Annotated in this window: 13 protein-coding genes; 8 read left to right on the forward strand and 5 right to left on the reverse strand. The window is 61.7% G+C overall.

Annotated features, from left to right (window positions below; genetic code table 11):
• Positions 1-134: 134 nt before the first annotated feature.
• Entirely contained in the window at positions 135-605 is a 471-nt protein-coding gene (locus IV89_RS07885; RefSeq protein WP_005853822.1) for an Lrp/AsnC family transcriptional regulator, read from the reverse strand.
• A 118-nt stretch (positions 606-723) separates the two neighbouring features.
• On the opposite strand from IV89_RS07885, the gene IV89_RS07890 reads away from it, so the two are divergent.
• Positions 724-4,140 (forward strand): indolepyruvate ferredoxin oxidoreductase family protein, encoded by a 3,417-nt coding sequence (locus IV89_RS07890; protein ID WP_037944413.1) that lies wholly within the window; start codon positions 724-726, stop codon positions 4,138-4,140.
• A 99-nt stretch (positions 4,141-4,239) separates the two neighbouring features.
• On the opposite strand, the gene IV89_RS07895 is transcribed toward IV89_RS07890, so the two are convergent.
• Positions 4,240-4,947 (reverse strand): endonuclease/exonuclease/phosphatase family protein, encoded by a 708-nt coding sequence (locus IV89_RS07895; RefSeq protein ID WP_037944412.1) that lies wholly within the window; start codon positions 4,945-4,947, stop codon positions 4,240-4,242.
• Positions 4,944-6,308: a phospholipase D-like domain-containing protein gene (locus IV89_RS07900; protein WP_037944411.1), complete on the reverse strand. Its 1,365-nt coding sequence runs from the start codon at positions 6,306-6,308 to the stop codon at positions 4,944-4,946. Before IV89_RS07900 ends, IV89_RS07895 begins: the two co-directional genes overlap by 4 nt.
• Before the next feature lie 371 nt (positions 6,309-6,679).
• On the opposite strand from IV89_RS07900, the gene IV89_RS07905 reads away from it, so the two are divergent.
• Entirely contained in the window at positions 6,680-7,288 is a 609-nt protein-coding gene (locus tag IV89_RS07905; protein WP_037944410.1) for an outer membrane beta-barrel protein, read from the forward strand.
• A gap of 151 nt (positions 7,289-7,439) precedes the next feature.
• On the opposite strand, the gene IV89_RS07910 is transcribed toward IV89_RS07905, so the two are convergent.
• A complete protein-coding gene (locus IV89_RS07910; protein WP_005853817.1) occupies positions 7,440-8,618 on the reverse strand; it encodes a pyridoxal phosphate-dependent aminotransferase in 1,179 nt (392 codons plus the stop codon).
• Positions 8,619-8,844: 226 nt separating this feature from the next.
• Between IV89_RS07910 and cysS the strand changes: the two genes are divergently transcribed.
• From cysS to IV89_RS07925, 3 genes are all read left to right on the forward strand, one after another.
• Entirely contained in the window at positions 8,845-10,284 is a 1,440-nt protein-coding gene (gene cysS / locus IV89_RS07915; RefSeq protein ID WP_037944409.1) for a cysteine--tRNA ligase, read from the forward strand.
• A 106-nt stretch (positions 10,285-10,390) separates the two neighbouring features.
• A complete protein-coding gene (gene cimA, locus IV89_RS07920; RefSeq protein WP_037944408.1) occupies positions 10,391-12,007 on the forward strand; it encodes a citramalate synthase in 1,617 nt (538 codons plus the stop codon).
• A 6-nt stretch (positions 12,008-12,013) separates the two neighbouring features.
• Positions 12,014-12,781 (forward strand): squalene/phytoene synthase family protein, encoded by a 768-nt coding sequence (locus IV89_RS07925; protein WP_037944407.1) that lies wholly within the window; start codon positions 12,014-12,016, stop codon positions 12,779-12,781.
• 2 nt (positions 12,782-12,783) lie between these two features.
• On the opposite strand, the gene IV89_RS07930 is transcribed toward IV89_RS07925, so the two are convergent.
• The gene (locus IV89_RS07930; protein ID WP_037944406.1) at positions 12,784-14,007 is read right to left on the reverse strand and encodes an MFS transporter; all 1,224 of its coding nucleotides are present in this window, start codon (positions 14,005-14,007) and stop codon (positions 12,784-12,786) included.
• Between the two features lie 75 nt (positions 14,008-14,082).
• On the opposite strand from IV89_RS07930, the gene IV89_RS07935 reads away from it, so the two are divergent.
• From IV89_RS07935 to IV89_RS07945, 3 genes are read left to right on the forward strand one after another with little or no spacing between them, the layout of a single operon-like run.
• Positions 14,083-14,841 (forward strand): precorrin-6A/cobalt-precorrin-6A reductase, encoded by a 759-nt coding sequence (locus IV89_RS07935; RefSeq protein WP_037945039.1) that lies wholly within the window; start codon positions 14,083-14,085, stop codon positions 14,839-14,841.
• Complete coding sequence (locus tag IV89_RS07940; RefSeq protein WP_037944405.1) at positions 14,838-15,470, forward strand: DNA-3-methyladenine glycosylase; 633 nt, start codon at positions 14,838-14,840, stop codon at positions 15,468-15,470. Before IV89_RS07935 ends, IV89_RS07940 begins: the two co-directional genes overlap by 4 nt.
• Entirely contained in the window at positions 15,467-16,132 is a 666-nt protein-coding gene (locus IV89_RS07945; RefSeq protein WP_005853810.1) for an alpha/beta fold hydrolase, read from the forward strand. The genes IV89_RS07940 and IV89_RS07945 overlap by 4 nt, the downstream gene beginning before the upstream one ends.
• Positions 16,133-16,229: the final 97 nt, after the last annotated feature.

Consider the following 16,229-nt stretch of genomic DNA (forward strand, 5'->3'; position numbering starts at 1 on the left):
TTTCTACATGGGGCAGGTGCGCTTGCCCCTGACGCTGGCCTTGCCGCAGGCATAAAACAAACGAGCGGTGAACGATGAGCAAGGTCAGGCGAAACTCAGGGTGCCCCATCGGGCACCCTTTCTTCGTTTGGGGGCTACATCGGAATGCTCGTATTCCGTTTGATCTCGCGCAGGACCACGTTGGTTTGCGCGCTTTCGACGGCGGGGAGGCGGAACAGGAAGTCTTCGAGAAAGCGATTATAGGCGGCGATGTCGCGGCAGAGGACGCGCATTTGGTAGTCGGCCTGTCCGGTGGTGGCATAGCATTCCAGCACCTCGGCGCGGTGCGCGATGGCTTTGATGAACTCGGCCAGCTTTTCCTGATTGTGACGCGCAAGCTGCACCTGCACCAGCGCCTGAAAGCTGTTGCCCGCCTTGGTCGGGGACACATCCGCGCGGTAGCGTTCGATCACGCCGGCGTCCTCGAACGCTTTCACCCGCCGCCAGCAGGCGGAGGCGGACATGCCGGCCCGCTCTGCCAGATCGGCGTTCGAGATGCGGCAGTCGCGCTGCAACAGCTCCAGTATCTTGCGGTCGCGGTCGTCAAAGCGCATTTGGTCAGACATTTCATCAATCCCCTATATGCTGAATAAAACATTCGTTTATTCCGCGTGCAGGCGCAAGAGGGGGCAGATATTTCACGGAAACGTGGTTTGATGGTCAAGACAGCCAAGGATTGCCATCATGACCAAAGAAACCCACGATTTTTACCCCTATGCCTTATCCGATCGTTATACGCGCACAGAAGGAACGGTGTTTTTGACCGGCACCCAAGCGCTGGTGCGGATCATGTTGGATCAGGCGCGGCGCGATAAGCAGCAGGGGCTGAACACCGCGGGGTTTATCTCGGGGTATCGCGGGTCGCCCTTGGGCGCGGTCGATCTTGAGCTGTGGCGCGCACGGGATGTGACCAAGGACAACAACATCACCTTTATGCCCGCGGTGAACGAAGACCTGGGGGCCACGGCGGTTCTGGGGGCGCAGCAGGCTGTGCTTGATCCCCATTGCGAGGTCGAGGGTGTATTCTCCATGTGGTACGGCAAGGGGCCGGGGGTGGACCGGTCGGGGGACGCGCTACGCCACGGCAACGCCTATGGCTCTTCGCCCAAGGGGGGCGTGCTGGTCGTGGCGGGGGATGACCACGGCTGTGTGTCGTCGTCCATGCCGCATCAATCGGATGTCGCCTTTATGACCTGGATGATGCCGACGCTGAACCCCGCGAATGTAGGAGAGTTTCTGGAGTTCGGGGCCTACGGGCTCGCGCTAAGCCGTTTTTCCGGCACATGGGTTGGGTTCAAAGCGATTTCCGAGACGGTGGAAAGCGGGCAATCGGTAGCGTTGCAGCCTGACCGCGCGTTTACGCTGCCCCAGATCACGCCACCGCCCGGCGGGCTGCATGTGCGCCGCTCTGACATGCCAAGCCCCGAGATCGAGACCCGGTTGCAGCATAAGCTCAGCGCCGTCGAAGCCTTTGTCGAGGCCAACCCGATCGACAGGCGTATCTACAATCTGGACAATGCCACCTTTGGCATCGTCACCACCGGCAAGGGCCATCTGGATCTGATGGAGGCGCTGCGTCTGCTGGGGCTGGACGAAGCCACCTGCCGCCGTCTTGGCATCGATATCTACAAAGTCGGCATGGTCTGGCCCTTGGCGCGGCGTGATGCGCTGGCCTTTGTTGCCGACACGGAAGAAGTGCTGGTGATCGAGGAAAAGCGCGGCATCATCGAAAGCCAGCTGAAGGAATATTTCTACGACTGGCCGGGGCACAAGCCCGGTCGAATGGTCGGTAAACACCGCGCGGCAGGTGATCCGCTGCTGCCCTGGACCGGTGAGTTAAGCCCGCTGGCGCTGGTGCCCGTGGTGGCCGAGCGGTTGGACGCGTTCTTCCCTGATGAAAACCTGCCGCAAAAGGCGCGCGCGCTGATGGAAAAGCCGCCTGTGCTACTGAATGTGCCGGGGGCAAAGCGCACGCCATATTTCTGTTCGGGCTGCCCGCATAACACCTCGACCAAGCTGCCCGAGGGGTCGCAGGCCGCATTGGGCATCGGTTGCCACGTCATGGCGGGGTGGATGGACCGCGAAACCGGTGGCTATGCGCAGATGGGCGGTGAGGGTGTGCCGCATGTGGTGGCCTCCAAGTTCAACGGCGGCAAACACCTGTTCCAGAACTTGGGCGAGGGCACATGGTACCATTCAGGCTCGCTCGCCATTCGGCAGGCTGTCGCGGCGGGGACGAATATCACCTATAAGATCCTCTATAACGACGCGGTGGCCATGACCGGGGGGCAACCGGTGGACGGGCCGATCAGCGTGACCGGAATCGCGCAGGCCTGTCGTGCCGAAGGGGTTCAGCGCATCGCCTTGGTGTCGGATGTGATCGACAAATTCGACCGCGGCGATTTCCCGCAAGGCACCAGCTTTCACCCACGTGAAGAGATGGACACCGTGCAGCGCGAACTGCGCGAGGTCAAAGGCGTGTCGGTCCTGATCTACGAACAGACCTGCGCCACCGAGAAACGCCGCCGCCGTAAGCGCGGGCAGATGGAGGACCCCAAGCGCTTTGCCTTCATCAACCCCGCTGTATGCGAGGGCTGCGGCGATTGCTCGCTTGAAAGCAACTGTCTGAGCATCGAACCGCTAGAGACGGATCTGGGCCGCAAGCGCAAGATCAACCTTTCGAGCTGCAACAAGGATTTCTCGTGTCTGAACGGGTTCTGCCCCAGCTTCGTCACCCTTGAAGGGGCGGTGCGGCGCAAGAAAACCGGGGCAGAGGTCGACGTGGACGCGCTGCTGGCGGGTATCTCGCGTCCCGAACTGCCCAGCCTTGATGCGCCCTTTGATCTGTTGGTCACAGGCGTGGGCGGCACCGGCGTGATCACGGTCGGCGCGCTGATCACCATGGCCGCGCATCTGGAGGGCAAGGGGGCCAGCGTGCTGGATTTCACCGGCTTCGCGCAGAAGTTCGGCACGGTGCTTAGCTTTATCCGGATCGGGGCGCGCCCTGATGCGATCCATCAGGTGCGCATTGATCACGGGGCGGCGGATGCGGTGATTGGCTGCGATATCGTCGTTTCCTCTGCCGCGCAGGCGTCGGTCTACTACGGGCCCGCGACCAAGGTGGTGTTGAACCTCGCCGAAATGCCCACGGGCGATCTGGTGTTGCACCGTGACGCTCAGTTGCACACCGACCAGCGCGAGAGTGTGATCCGCGATACCGTGGGGGGTGAAAACCTTGCCGGTTTCGATGCCAATGCGATGGCAGAACGGTTTCTGGGCGATACGGTTTTCGCCAATATGATCATGCTGGGCTTCGCGTGGCAGAATGGGCTGGTGCCCGTATCCCACGGCGCGCTGCGGCAGGCGGTCGTGTTGAACGGCGTGGCTATCGACAAGAATCATCGCGCCTTTGATCTGGGCCGCGTGATGGCGGAAACGCCTGACGCGCTGGCCCTGCCGTCGCGTGAACAGCCAGACTTGGACAGCGCCGCGCTGATCGCGGATCGGGCCGACCGGTTGCGGGCCTATCAAAACGACAGCTACGCGCAGCGCTACCGCGACCGGCTTGCGCAGTTCAGCGCCGCCTTGCCCGCCGCCCATGCCGACGCGCTGACGGAGGTCGCGGCCAAGGCCCTGTTCAAACTGATGGCGTTCAAGGATGAATATGAGGTCGCGCGGCTACACCGCGATCCTGCCTTTGCCGAGATGTTGGCGCAGGAGTTCGAGCCGGGGTTCAACATCAACTACCACATGGCCCCACCGATCGTGTCCCTGCGCAAGGACGCGCGGGGGCGGCCCGTCAAGCGCGCGTTCGGTGCATGGTTCACGCCGGTATTGACCGCACTGTCAAAGCTGCGGCCCCTACGGGGCACGGCGCTGGATGTGTTTTCCTACACTCAGGAACGTCGCGAAGAAGTGGCTTTGATCCGCTGGTACGAAGCCTTGCTGGCAGAGCTGTCCGCCAAGACCGGCGAGTCAACGGTTAAGACGGTACAAGAGCTGCTGGCGCTGCCGATGAATATTCGGGGCTATGGGCCGGTGAAACACGCCGCTATCGAACAGGCGCGCGCAGAGGAGGCGCGGCTGCGGAAATTGCTCTGATGGTACTTCAGAAATTGGTTTAAGTGTGGCGTTTGTATTATAATTATCAATAGTTTGTGATGGCAGTCTCACCTGATAAGTTAGCTTAATTCGCGCGCTCTACTGGCCTGTAGAACGCGCGAAATCCAGCCAGATCGGCAGGTGGTCCGAGGCGCGGCGTGCATCGTCAGTCTCGCAGACGCCACCGCCCATCACATGCAGCGCGTCATCCACCGCGATGCGATCCAGTGCGGCCAAAGGCAGGCGCGCGTGATAGCTTTTACCCGGAGCGTAAATGTCAAAGTGATGCGCCAGACGCCCAAGCCCGACGTTCAGCGACCATTCATTCATATCGCCAGCGATCAACGTCGGCCGTTTGGACTGCGCATCCAGATGGGCAATGAGCGCGGAAAGCTGAGCGCGCCGCGATCGGCGCATCAGCCCCAGATGGGTGGCAATGATGCGCAGCGGGACATTGCGCAGATCGAAATCCACCACCATCGCACCGCGCGGTTCCATCCCCGGCAGGTTCAGGTGTTTGACCTCGATCAGCTCTGCCTCGGGGCGCAGCAAGACGGCGTTGCCATGCCAGCCGATGCTGACCTCACTGGGGACAGGCACGGCGATCAAACCGGTCTGCGCCGTCACTTGATCCATGGGAAGCGCCGAGGGGCGGGGGCCAAGGCGCATATCGGCCTCTTGCAATACGACGATATCCGCCGCGAGCGTCTGGATCACGCGCAGGATGCGGGCGGGATCCCGTTTGCGGTCAGTGCCCATGGCCTTGCGCATGTTATAGCTGGCGATGCGAAGGGGGGCTTGGGTCACAAGATCGGTGCTCCTATGCGAAAGACGCCCTCGGCCAGACGGCGGGGCAAATGCGGGCTTGGCATATTCTCATGGCAGTCTGCCTCGCGGGCCGTGAACCAGTCCGACAGGGTTGACACGCTGCGTGCATCATAAACGAACAACATCGCCTCAAAGTTCAAAAGCATACTGCGCACGTCGAAATTTGCCGTGCCCACAAGCCCAACATCATCAATCAGCGCGGCTTTCGCGTGGATCATCGCAGGTTCAAAGTATTTGACCTTGGCCCCTGCGGTATGCGCATCGCGCAGATAGCCGCCACGGGCGAAGTCCGCGATATGCTGGTTCGACTTCTGCGGCACCAGAATACGCACATCCACCCCGCGCAGCGCCGCAATGCGCAGCGCATTGGCCAGCGGCTCGGTCGGGACGAAATAGGGGGTGGCGATCCAGATACGGGTTTTCGCCAGATGCAGTGCGCGGATAATCCCGTCGTGCAGCGGGTCTTCGACAATATCAGGGCCCGAGGGGATCAACTGCACCGTCGCATTGCCCGCGGTGGTCGGGGCAGGCGTTTTAATATGATCCACGTCTTCACCACAGGCGACTTCCCAGTCCGAGCGGAAGACATCGCAGAAGGTCTGTACCGATTGCCCTTCAAGGGTGAAGGCCAGATCAACCCAATGATCGCTGTGCGGGTGGTCTGACATATAGTGTTCGCCAATGTTCATCCCGCCTGAAAAGACACGGGCATGATCGGCGATGATCATCTTGCGATGGTTGCGCAGGTTCAGGTGGCCACTGCTGGGCAGTTGCAGGATCGGCGAAAAGAACAGCACCTCGCCGCCGGCCTTGCGCAGCGCCTTGACCGCCTTAGAGGGGCCGCGCAGGGTGCCGAGCCGGTCCATCAGCAGGCGCACCTTGACGCCGTTGCGGGCTTTTTCGGTCAGGGCGTCGACCACGTGATTGCCGGTGTCATCGTCCGAGACGATATAGAACAGCACATCAATCGTCTGTGTCGCGCTCTCGATCACCTCCATCGCGGCGGCATAGGCGGTTTGGGGTGTATCATGCAGGTTCAGTCGCTGTGCTTCCAGCGCGGGGGGCAGGTTGAAGCTCTGGAACATCTCGTCCAGCGCATGCACGGGCGTTTGCGGGTCTTCTTTCTGGGTAAAGATAATAGGCTCGTAACGTTTGCCCTGTTTGCGAAAGCCAAGCGCCAAGAACAAGGGCGCGGCGACATAGGGCATCACCACCAGAAACAGGATCCAGGCGGCAGTTGATTGTGGGCTGCGGCGCTGCTGAAGCAGGATGAAGGCCACGCCGAGGGTCAAAAGGATGACGCCAACGACCTCTATATGGGTAATGAAGAATTCGATCATGGTCGTTTCGCCTCGATTATGCCGGACATGCTGTCATCCGCGCCGCATCGCTACCTAGCACATAGGGGGGTAAACGCCACTTTTTGCAGCATTTTCGCGGGATTCCTGCTGCAGCCTGCGGGCAGATTGTTCCATCTTCTTGAAAATTTAATTTCGGGTGATTTTGGCGCATCTCCGCGGAACTGCGTTTTGGCCTTGGTAAAAAGGGTTAATAGCGGCGACGGGCCGCCGAGACGCCGTGCATTTGAGCAACAATTTTCCGATCACCAACCCGTGATTGGGAAATCCCGAAACCAGATCTTAGCTGCCGTGTTGTGTCGATGAAGCGGGAAGCGCCCGCTCCGGTACAAACTGATCGAGGAGTTACGATTATGAAACGCACTATGAAACTTGCATCCGCAGCCGTTCTGGCATCCACAGCATTCGCTGGCGCAACATACGCCGGTAGCCTGGCAGAGCCAGTGGTTGAGCCCGTGATGACCGCACCTGTTCCTGCACCCGACCTGGGTGGCGACTGGACAGGCTTCTACACCGGTCTGCAACTGGGTTATTCCGACGCTGAGATCGACAACGGTCTGGAAGGTGACAACGGGTCCTACGGTTTCCACGCTGGTTACAACTACGACTTCGGTCGCTTCGTATTGGGCGGTGAGCTTGACTACGACAAAACAGACATCGATCTGGACGACGCTGCAGGCGTAACACAGGGTTCCATCGACTCCGTTGCTCGTGCGAAAATCAAAGGTGGCTACGACTTGGGTAGCACTCTGATCTACGCAACCGGCGGTTACGCTCGTGCCGACACATCCTTGGGTGACGAAGACGGTGCCTTCTACGGTATCGGCATGGATTACAAAATCACCGAGCAATACAGCGTTGGCGCAGAACTGCTTGAGCACAAGTTTGACGACGTAAACGGTGTTTCCGGTGACGACGCGGACGTAACCACATTCAACATCCGTGGTTCCTACCGCTTCTAAGCTGACACGCTGAAAACTGGCGGTGTATCTGCCGAGGGCGTCGCATAACGGTGCTCTCGGCAGGAAATAATAATGTGCCAGTCAAAAAGGCCGGAGGATGATCCTCCGGCCTTTTTCGTCTGTTGGTAGCTGCGGTCGCGCGACGCTTTCGTCAGGCGGCGAGGCCCTCCGCGAAGTCGCATACTGTCGCCAGCGCTTGGGCAAAGCGCGTGTCCTCGATGGTCATCGCGACGCGGATATGCCCTGCCGCTGCCGTCCCGAAGCTTTCGCCGGGCATCACTGCGATGTGGTGTTTTTCCAGCAGCGCATAGGCGAAATCCTCGCCACTCATACCGGTGCTGCGCACATCCAGCATCAGATACATCGCGCCTTGGGCGGGCACGAGGCTGACGGCGTTCTGTCGCGCAAGAATATCCTGCGCCAGCAGACGGCGGCGCTGGAACGGGGCGGCGATCTCTGTCTCGAAACCGGTGCCTTGGTTCAGCGCGAACAGCGCGGCGTCCTGGATATATCCGGGCACGCCATAGGTCGTGTGGGTCGCCAGATTGGTCAGATGCTCGATCGCATCCACGGGCCCGACGATCCAACCGCAGCGCGAGCCGGTCATCGCGTGGCTTTTCGACATCGACCCCACGACCAGAGTGTGCTCCGCCATCCCGTCCAGCGCGCGTGGCGACAGATGCGCGCCCTCCCAGACTTGCGTGTCATACACCTCGTCCGAGATCAGCCACATGTCGTGATCGCGGCAGACCTGCGCGATGCCTTCAAGCGTCTTGCGGGAATAGACAACGCCGGTGGGGTTGTTGGGCGAATTCACCAGCAGCGACGCCGCGTTGGTCTGTTTCGCAGCGGCGGCAATCACGTCCGCACGGGGCTGGAACGCATCTTCCGCACGGGCGGCGATCGCATGGGGCAGGGCGCTGACACCGCGGATCGTGCCGGGGTAGGTGGCGTAATAGGGATCGATATAAAGCGCTGTATCGCCGGGGTTGCAGGTCGCCATATGCGCGGCAAACAGCGCGCTTTGTCCGCCCGGCGTGATCAGCACATTGTCGCGCGTCGTCGGCACGCCGGTACGTTCCTGCAACCGCGCGGCCACGGCATCGCGCAGACCCGTGGTGCCGGGGATGGCCGCATATCCGGTGTGACCGGCCAAAGCGGCGCGGTGCATATCTTGCAGGATCGGTGCGGCGGTGCGGATGTCATGTTCGCCAATCGTCAGCTCTGTCACCTGCGTACCCTGTTCAATCATCTGGCGGGCGCGCAGGAAAACGCCCCAGCCGTCTGATCCGCCGCCAAGCAGCCCTGTGATGCGCGATGATAGTTGCATGCCGTCTTCTCCCTCGTAACTTGAAGACGCAGGGGCGCAGAGCATGGTTGATTTGTCAATCAGGCTTGACCGCCAGTGGCGGGTCGGGCTACGCAGACGGCATGAAGATGATGCCACTCATTATTTGCTGTATTACCTGCTAAGACCTTCCGGCGGGCTTGCTCACATCGTTTTCTTCCCGAGATTTCTGTGCCATGCCCGCGCAATCCTTGCGTAAGGACGCGCCATGACCACGATCAAGCTGCACAACACGAAAACCCGCAAACGCGAGGATTTCACCCCGATTGATGATAAAAACGTGCGGATGTATGTCTGTGGGCCCACGGTGTACGACCGCGCCCATCTGGGCAATGCGCGCCCCGTGATCGTGTTTGACGTGCTCAACCGGTTGCTGCGTCATGTCTATGGCGACGCCCATGTGACCTATGTGCGCAACTTCACGGATGTGGATGACAAGATCAACGCGCGCGCAGCGCAAAGCGGACGGTCGATTGGCGAGATCACCGCCGAGACAACCCAGTGGTTTCTGGACGATATGGCCGCCGTCGGCGCGCTTGAGCCCGACCACATGCCACGCGCCACCGCCTATATTCCGCAGATGGTCGCGATGATCGAAGACCTGATTGCAAAGGGCCACGCCTATGCGGCCGAGGGGCATGTGCTATTTTCTGTCGAAAGCTACAAAGCCTATGGCGCGCTGTCGGGCCGGTCGATCGACGATATGATTGCCGGCGCGCGGGTCGAGGTTGCGCCCTACAAGCGTAACCCGATGGACTTCGTGCTGTGGAAGCCGTCGGACGACGCGACGCCGGGGTGGGACAGCCCCTGGGGCCGTGGCCGCCCTGGCTGGCACATCGAATGTTCCGCCATGGCGGACGAGTTGCTGTGGAAAGAGCCCCTCCGTCAGGACCGTCTGTCGGACAAGGCGAAGAGCCAGCCCCATGTCTTTGACATCCACGGCGGCGGTCTGGATCTGCAATTCCCCCACCACGAGGACGAGATTGCCCAAAGCTGCTGCGCCAATGGCACCGACGAGATGGCGCGCTACTGGCTGCACAACGAGATGTTGCAGGTCGAGGGCAAGAAGATGTCCAAGTCGCTTGGTAACTTCTTCACCGTACGCGATCTGCTGGATCAAGGCGTTCCGGGAGAGGTGATCCGTTTCGTCATGCTCAGCACGCATTACCGCAAGCCGATGGACTGGACCGAGAAAAAGCGGGACGAGGCGGAGAAGACGTTGAGGAAGTGGCGCGCATTTACGGCAGGACTAGAGCCGGGTGAGGTAAATTCGCATTTTCGTGATTTGCTCGCAGATGATTTGAATACACCTGCAGCTATTGGACAGCTCCACTCGCTTGCAAACGATCCTACCGACGATCAGTCAATGCACGGGCAACTGTTAGCCAGTGCGCAACTACTAGGTTTGCTGGAGGCCGATGGTGGGAATTGGGCAGTTCAGGAAGATGCTAGCACTAACGTAAAGCAGGTTATTGAGGCCCTGATGTCTGACCGTTGGCAGGCGCGACAAATTAAGGATTGGGCACGCGCTGACCGTATTCGCGATGGATTAATTGCTGCGGGTGTCGAGGTTCGAGAGGCTAAAGACAGCTATACATACGAGCTTCGGCCAGACTTCGACCCTGCCAAGCTGGATGTGTTGAAGTGATCTGCGCCGCGTCCAGCGCTGGTGGTTTGGCAACGTGCGGGGGTGAGGGGCCAGCCCCTCACGCTCCCCGGAGTTTATCTGGCAAAATGAAGGAGGGATCGCTGCGATGACCCGCGAACGCCTTTATCTGTATGACACGACTTTGCGCGACGGGCAGCAGACCCAAGGGGTGCAATTCTCGACCGCCGAAAAGATAACGATTGCCAGCGCGCTCGATACGCTGGGGGTGGACTACATCGAGGGCGGCTGGCCCGGCGCGAACCCGACGGATAGTGCCTTTTTCGACGCAGCGCCGACCACGCGGGCGAAGATGACGGCCTTTGGCATGACCAAGCGCAACGGCATGTCGGCGCAGAACGATGATGTGCTGGCGGCGGTGATGAATGCGGGCACGCGGACGGTCTGCTTGGTGGGTAAAACCCATGATTTTCACGTCTCGGCAGCGCTCGGGATTACGCTGGACGAGAACACGGATAATATCGCGAAATCCATCGCGCATCTGGTGGCGCAGGGCCGCGAGGCGCTGTTCGATGCGGAGCATTTCTTTGACGGCTACCGCGCCAATCCCGATTATGCGCTGACCGCGATCAAGGCGGCCTATGAGGCGGGCGCGCGGTGGATCGTGCTTTGTGATACCAATGGCGGCACCATGCCCGCCGAGGTCGGGCGCATCACAGCCGAGGTCATCGCCGCAGGCATCCCCGGCGATCATCTGGGCATTCATACCCATAACGACACCGAAAACGCGGTCGCCTGTTCCCTGGCCGCCATTGACGCGGGCGCGCGGCAGATACAGGGCACGTTGAACGGCTTGGGCGAACGCTGCGGCAATGCCAACCTGACCACGCTGATTCCGATTTTGCTGCTGAAAGAGCCCTATGCCAGCCGTTTCGACACGGGAATCCCGCTAGACGGTCTGGCGAACCTCACCCAGATCAGCCGTGCGCTGGACGAGATCTTGAACCGGGTGCCGACCAAACAGGCGGCCTTTGTCGGGTCGTCGGCCTTCGCGCATAAGGCGGGGCTGCATGCCAGCGCGATCCTGAAAGACCCGTCCACTTATGAACATATCGACCCCGCGCTGGTCGGCAACACGCGCATCATCCCCATGTCGAACCAGGCGGGCCAGTCGAACCTGCGCCGGCGCCTTGAAAGTGCCGGCTTGACCATCGCCAAGGGGGATCCGGCCTTGGGGCGGATCCTTGACGAGGTGAAGGCGCGCGAGGCCGAAGGCTATAGCTATGACACTGCTCAGGCCAGCTTTGAGCTGCTGGCGCGTAAAGCTCTGGGGCAGATGCCGGATCTCTTCGAGGTAAAACGCTATCGTGTGACCGTCGAGCGGCGCAAAAACAAATACGACCAGATGGTCAGCCTGTCAGAAGCGGTTGTCGTCGTGAAAGTTGATGGCGAGAAACGTCTGTCGGTGAGCGAAAGCATGGATGCCGAAGGCTGCGACCGCGGGCCGGTGAACGCGCTCAGCAAGGCGCTGGTCAAGGATCTGGGGCAGTACTCGGCGCTGCTGGAGGATATGCATCTGGTGGATTTCAAGGTGCGGATCACGCAAGGTGGCACAGAGGCGGTGACGCGGGTGATCATCGACAGCGAAGACGGGCAGGGGCGGCGCTGGTCTACTGTGGGTGTGTCGGCCAACATCGTCGATGCGTCTTTCGAAGCACTGTTGGACGCGATCCGCTGGAAGCTGATCCGCGACCGCAAGGGATAGGAACCCATGGAATTTGATGCCGATCTAAGCGCCTGCGCGGCTATTATCGAGCGTGCCGATCCGCTGCGCTTTCGCGCCAGCATGGCGGCCCCTGTGGCCGCACGCCGTGTGTTGTTCCCGCTTTATGCCTTTAATATCGAGGTGGCGCGCGCGCCTTGGGTGACGCAGGAAACCATGATCGCCGAGATGCGTTTGCAGTGGTGGCGCGATGTCTGTGACGAGATCGCGAACCGTGGCGTTGTGCGGCGGCACGAGGTTGCGACGCCCCTTGCACTGGCTATCTCGCCCGAAGACGCGGTGTTGCTCGACACGCTGGCCGCCGCGCGGCGGTGGGATATCTACCGCGACGCCTTTGAAGATGCCGCGCATTTCGACGCCTATATCGACCAGACCGCGGGCCATCTGATGTGGGTGGCCGCGCGGTCTTTGGGACCGGCGGAGGAGACCACGGTGCGCGATGCGGCCTATGGGGCGGGGGTGGCGGCTTGGCTGCACGCGATCCCGCAGCTGGTAGAGCAGGGGCGCGTCCCGTTGCTGGACGGCACCGACGCTGGCGTTGTGGCGCTGGCCCAAAAGGCGCGGGCGCGGTTACGACAGGCGCGGGCCAACCGTGGCAAGATCTCGAAAGCGGCGCGACCGGCGACGTATAGCGTCGGCGCGGCAGACAAGGTGCTGAGCGCGGCCATCGCCGCCCCCGGGCGTGTCAGCGCCGCAGAACTGCCGCCGATGAATGATTTCGCCCTGTCGTGGCGGGCTTTGTCGGGACGTTGGTAGCCCTAGACCCGCGCGCTACGTTGCCGCAGCATCAGCCAGATCAGCGACCCGCCTGCCAGCACCAGAAACGGGATCATCGCGATATTGACGGCGGCCCAGCCTTCGACAGGGTTGCCGCCCGAGCAGTTCATCAGCCCGCCGCTTGACAGCGACGCAAAGGTCACCCCGCCAAACACCAGCAGATCGTTCAGACCTTGCATGCGGCCACGCTCGTGCGGTTCATGGGCACCGGCCAGCATGGATGTCGCGCCGATAAAGCCGAAGTTCCAGCCGATCCCCAGCAGGATCAGCGCGATGTAGAAGTTGTTCAGCTCCACCCCCTGCAGCGCGACCACACCGGCCCCCGCAAGGATCGCGATGCCAAGGCCGAGGATCTTTTCGACCCCGAATTTCGCGATCAGGTGGCCGGTGAAAAACGACGGCGCATACATCGCCAGAACATGGCCTGTGACCACATGGGACGCATCCACGATGTCATAGCCGCAGCCCACAACCGCCAGCGGCGTCGAGGTCATGACAAGGTTCATCAGCGCATAGGATACCATGCCGCAGATCACAGCGACGGCGATGCGCGGGGTTTTCAAAAGCTCCATCCGGCTGCGGCCCTTGGGGGCATCCACGGCAGGCACGGGCGGCTTGGGGATGTTGAGGAAGGCGAAAAGCACCATGCCCACAGCGTTCAGCGCAATCGCGGCGAGGTAGACCGGGAAAAACCGCATCATCGTCGCATCGCCGTTGGCACCGGTCAGAAACCCCACCAGCTGCGGCCCGATGATGGCCGAGATCAGCCCGCCCGCCATGACATAGGAAATCGCCTTGGGCCGGAATGCGTCAGATGCGGTGTCCGTCGCTGCAAAGCGGAAAAACCCTTGCGAGCACATGTAGATGCCGATCAGATAGCTGCCCAGCAGGAAGGTCATGAAACTCTGGATCGTCAGGGCATAGGCGCAAAGCGCGGCCCCCGTCATCCCGCCAAATGCGCCGGCCACAAAGCCCGCGCGACGGCCAAAGCGTTGCATCACCGTCGACAGCCACGGGGCCGTGGTCATCGACCCGAAGACGATCATAGAGATCGGCAGCGTCGCGAGGCAGACGTTGGGCGACAGCTGTTGCCCCGCCAATCCGCCGACCACAAAATACATCGGCATCTGGCTGCCAAGAAAGGCCTGCGCGGTCACCAGCACGGCGACGTTGCGCTTGGCGCGGGTGTCATCAATCACTGTCATGGTGAATGCGTAGACCGGGCTTTGGGGGGCTGCAAGGGCCTTGCGTCCGGCGGCGGGGTCAACGATGGTCGCGCCATGAACCGGGGCCCCCATATTCTGCTGATCGCTGGCAGCGCCGAAGCGCATGAGATCGCCGCTGCGATGTCGGCCTCTGACGTCTCTGCACGCGCCGTGTTAAGGCGGGCGGAGCGCAGCTTTGGCCCGCTGGCCGTACCGTCCGAGATCTGGTCGCCGGGCACCGTGGATGAGATGGCAGCCTACCTGCGCGCCCATGAGCTTACTGCGGTGCTGGACGCAGGGCACGGGTTTGACGCGGATATTTCGCAGATCGCTTATGACGCCACCGCGCGGTTGGGGCTGCCTTATCTGCGTGTCCTGCGGCCCATGTGGGACATCTCGGCACCGGTGGAACGGGCCGCGTCGGTCGCGGCGGCGGCACGGATGATCCGACCCCAAGCACGGGTCTTTGCCGCGACGGGGCGCGGGACGGTGGAGGATTACGCCCCCTTCGCAGGCGCGCGGCTTTATCTGCGGCAGACCAACGCGCAGGCCCGAACCCAGCTGCCTTCCTTTGCCGAGGCCGTCTATGGCCAGCCCCCCTTCACTCAGGCGGCGGAGGAGGCGTTGTTTCGCGCCTTGCAGATCGATACGCTGGTCCTGCGCAACGTCGGTGGCGTGCCAAGCCGCCCCAAATTGGACGCAGCGCGCGCATTGGGGCTGCGGGTGATTGCCATTGACCGTCCGGCGGCCCCCGTCGGCGCGCAGGTTCTCGCCGCGCCGGATGCGGCGATCCACTGGGTCGAGACGCTGACAACGGGGGGCACAACCGGATGAGCATCGGACGGATTATCACTGGCGACGCGGATGTCGTCGAAGGGGCGGATTGGCTCGCTGCGCATGTGCCGCAGTTTGCTACCGCCTTGGCCGCGACTGGCCCTTTGCCTCTGCGGTTACGTGCGGACGGGTTTGACGCGCTGATCGGGGCGATCATCAGCCAGCAAGTCTCTGTCGCGTCGGCAAATGCCATGCGTGCCAAGATGGATGCGGCGGGACTGACCCATGAGACGGCGATACTCACCGCGGGCGAGGATGGCCTGCGCGCGGCGGGGCTGAGCCGCCAGAAAATCCGCTATGCGTTGGCGTTGGCCGATGCCGGGATCGACTATACCGCCTTGCGGGACGCGCCTGATGCCGTGGTGATCGAGACGCTGACCGCGGTGCCCGGTGTCGGGCTGTGGACGGCGCAGATCTATGCGATGTTTTCGCTGGGGCGCGCCGATATCCTGCCGCAGGGCGATCTGGCCTTGCAAGAGGCCGCGAAAATCCTGTTTGATCTGCCCCAGCGACCAAAGCCGAAGCAGCTTGCGGACATGGCGCAGGACTGGTCGCCCTGGCGATCGGTTGCAGCCCGCATCCTGTTTTCGTACTACCGCGTGGCAAAACAACGGGAAGGGATTTCATGACACGAGTACTAAACGCAGAGCGCCGCGAACCGGTCTCGGGGGAAACGCGGTCTGCCGTCGTGTTCCTGCATGGCTATGGCGCGAATGGTGCCGATCTGCTGGGGCTTGCCGACCCGTTGGGGGAACATCTGCCCGACACGCTGTTCGTGGCCCCCGATGCGCCCGAAGCCTGTGCCGGTGCGCCCATGGGATTCCAGTGGTTCCCGATCCCCTGGATCGATAACTCCTCTGAGGAAGAAGCCGAACGCGGGATGATGCAGGCGGTCGATGACCTGAACGCCTTTCTCGATGCGCTGATGGTGGACGAAGATCTGCTGCCCGAACAGGTCGTGCTGTTTGGCTTTTCCCAAGGTACGATGATGGCGCTGCATGTCGCGCCGCGCCGCGAAGATGCCGTGGCCGGTGTTGTCGCGTTTTCGGGCCGCTTGCTGTCGCCCGAAAGCCTGAAAGACGAAGCGGTCGTGCGCCCTCCGGTCTTGCTGGTGCACGGCGACGCCGATGATGTTGTCCCGCCGCAATCCCTGCCACAGGCAGCCGAAACCTTGCAAGAGGCCGGATGGACGGACGTTTTCGCCCATATCATGAAGGGGACAGGCCACGGAATCGCCCCCGACGGGCTGAGCGTGGCGCTGGCCTTTATGCGCGACAAACTGGGTCTTTGATCCCATTCCCTGCGGGCGCATGCGCGACCCGCAGGAAGGCCCCGGCCGGATTGGCCGTTTCCGTCACATGCCTGTTACGTAATCAGCTTACGCATGT

Source organism: Sulfitobacter sp. CB2047, from assembly GCF_000735125.2.
In the GTDB taxonomy this organism is placed as follows: Bacteria; Pseudomonadota; Alphaproteobacteria; order Rhodobacterales; family Rhodobacteraceae; genus Sulfitobacter; species Sulfitobacter pontiacus.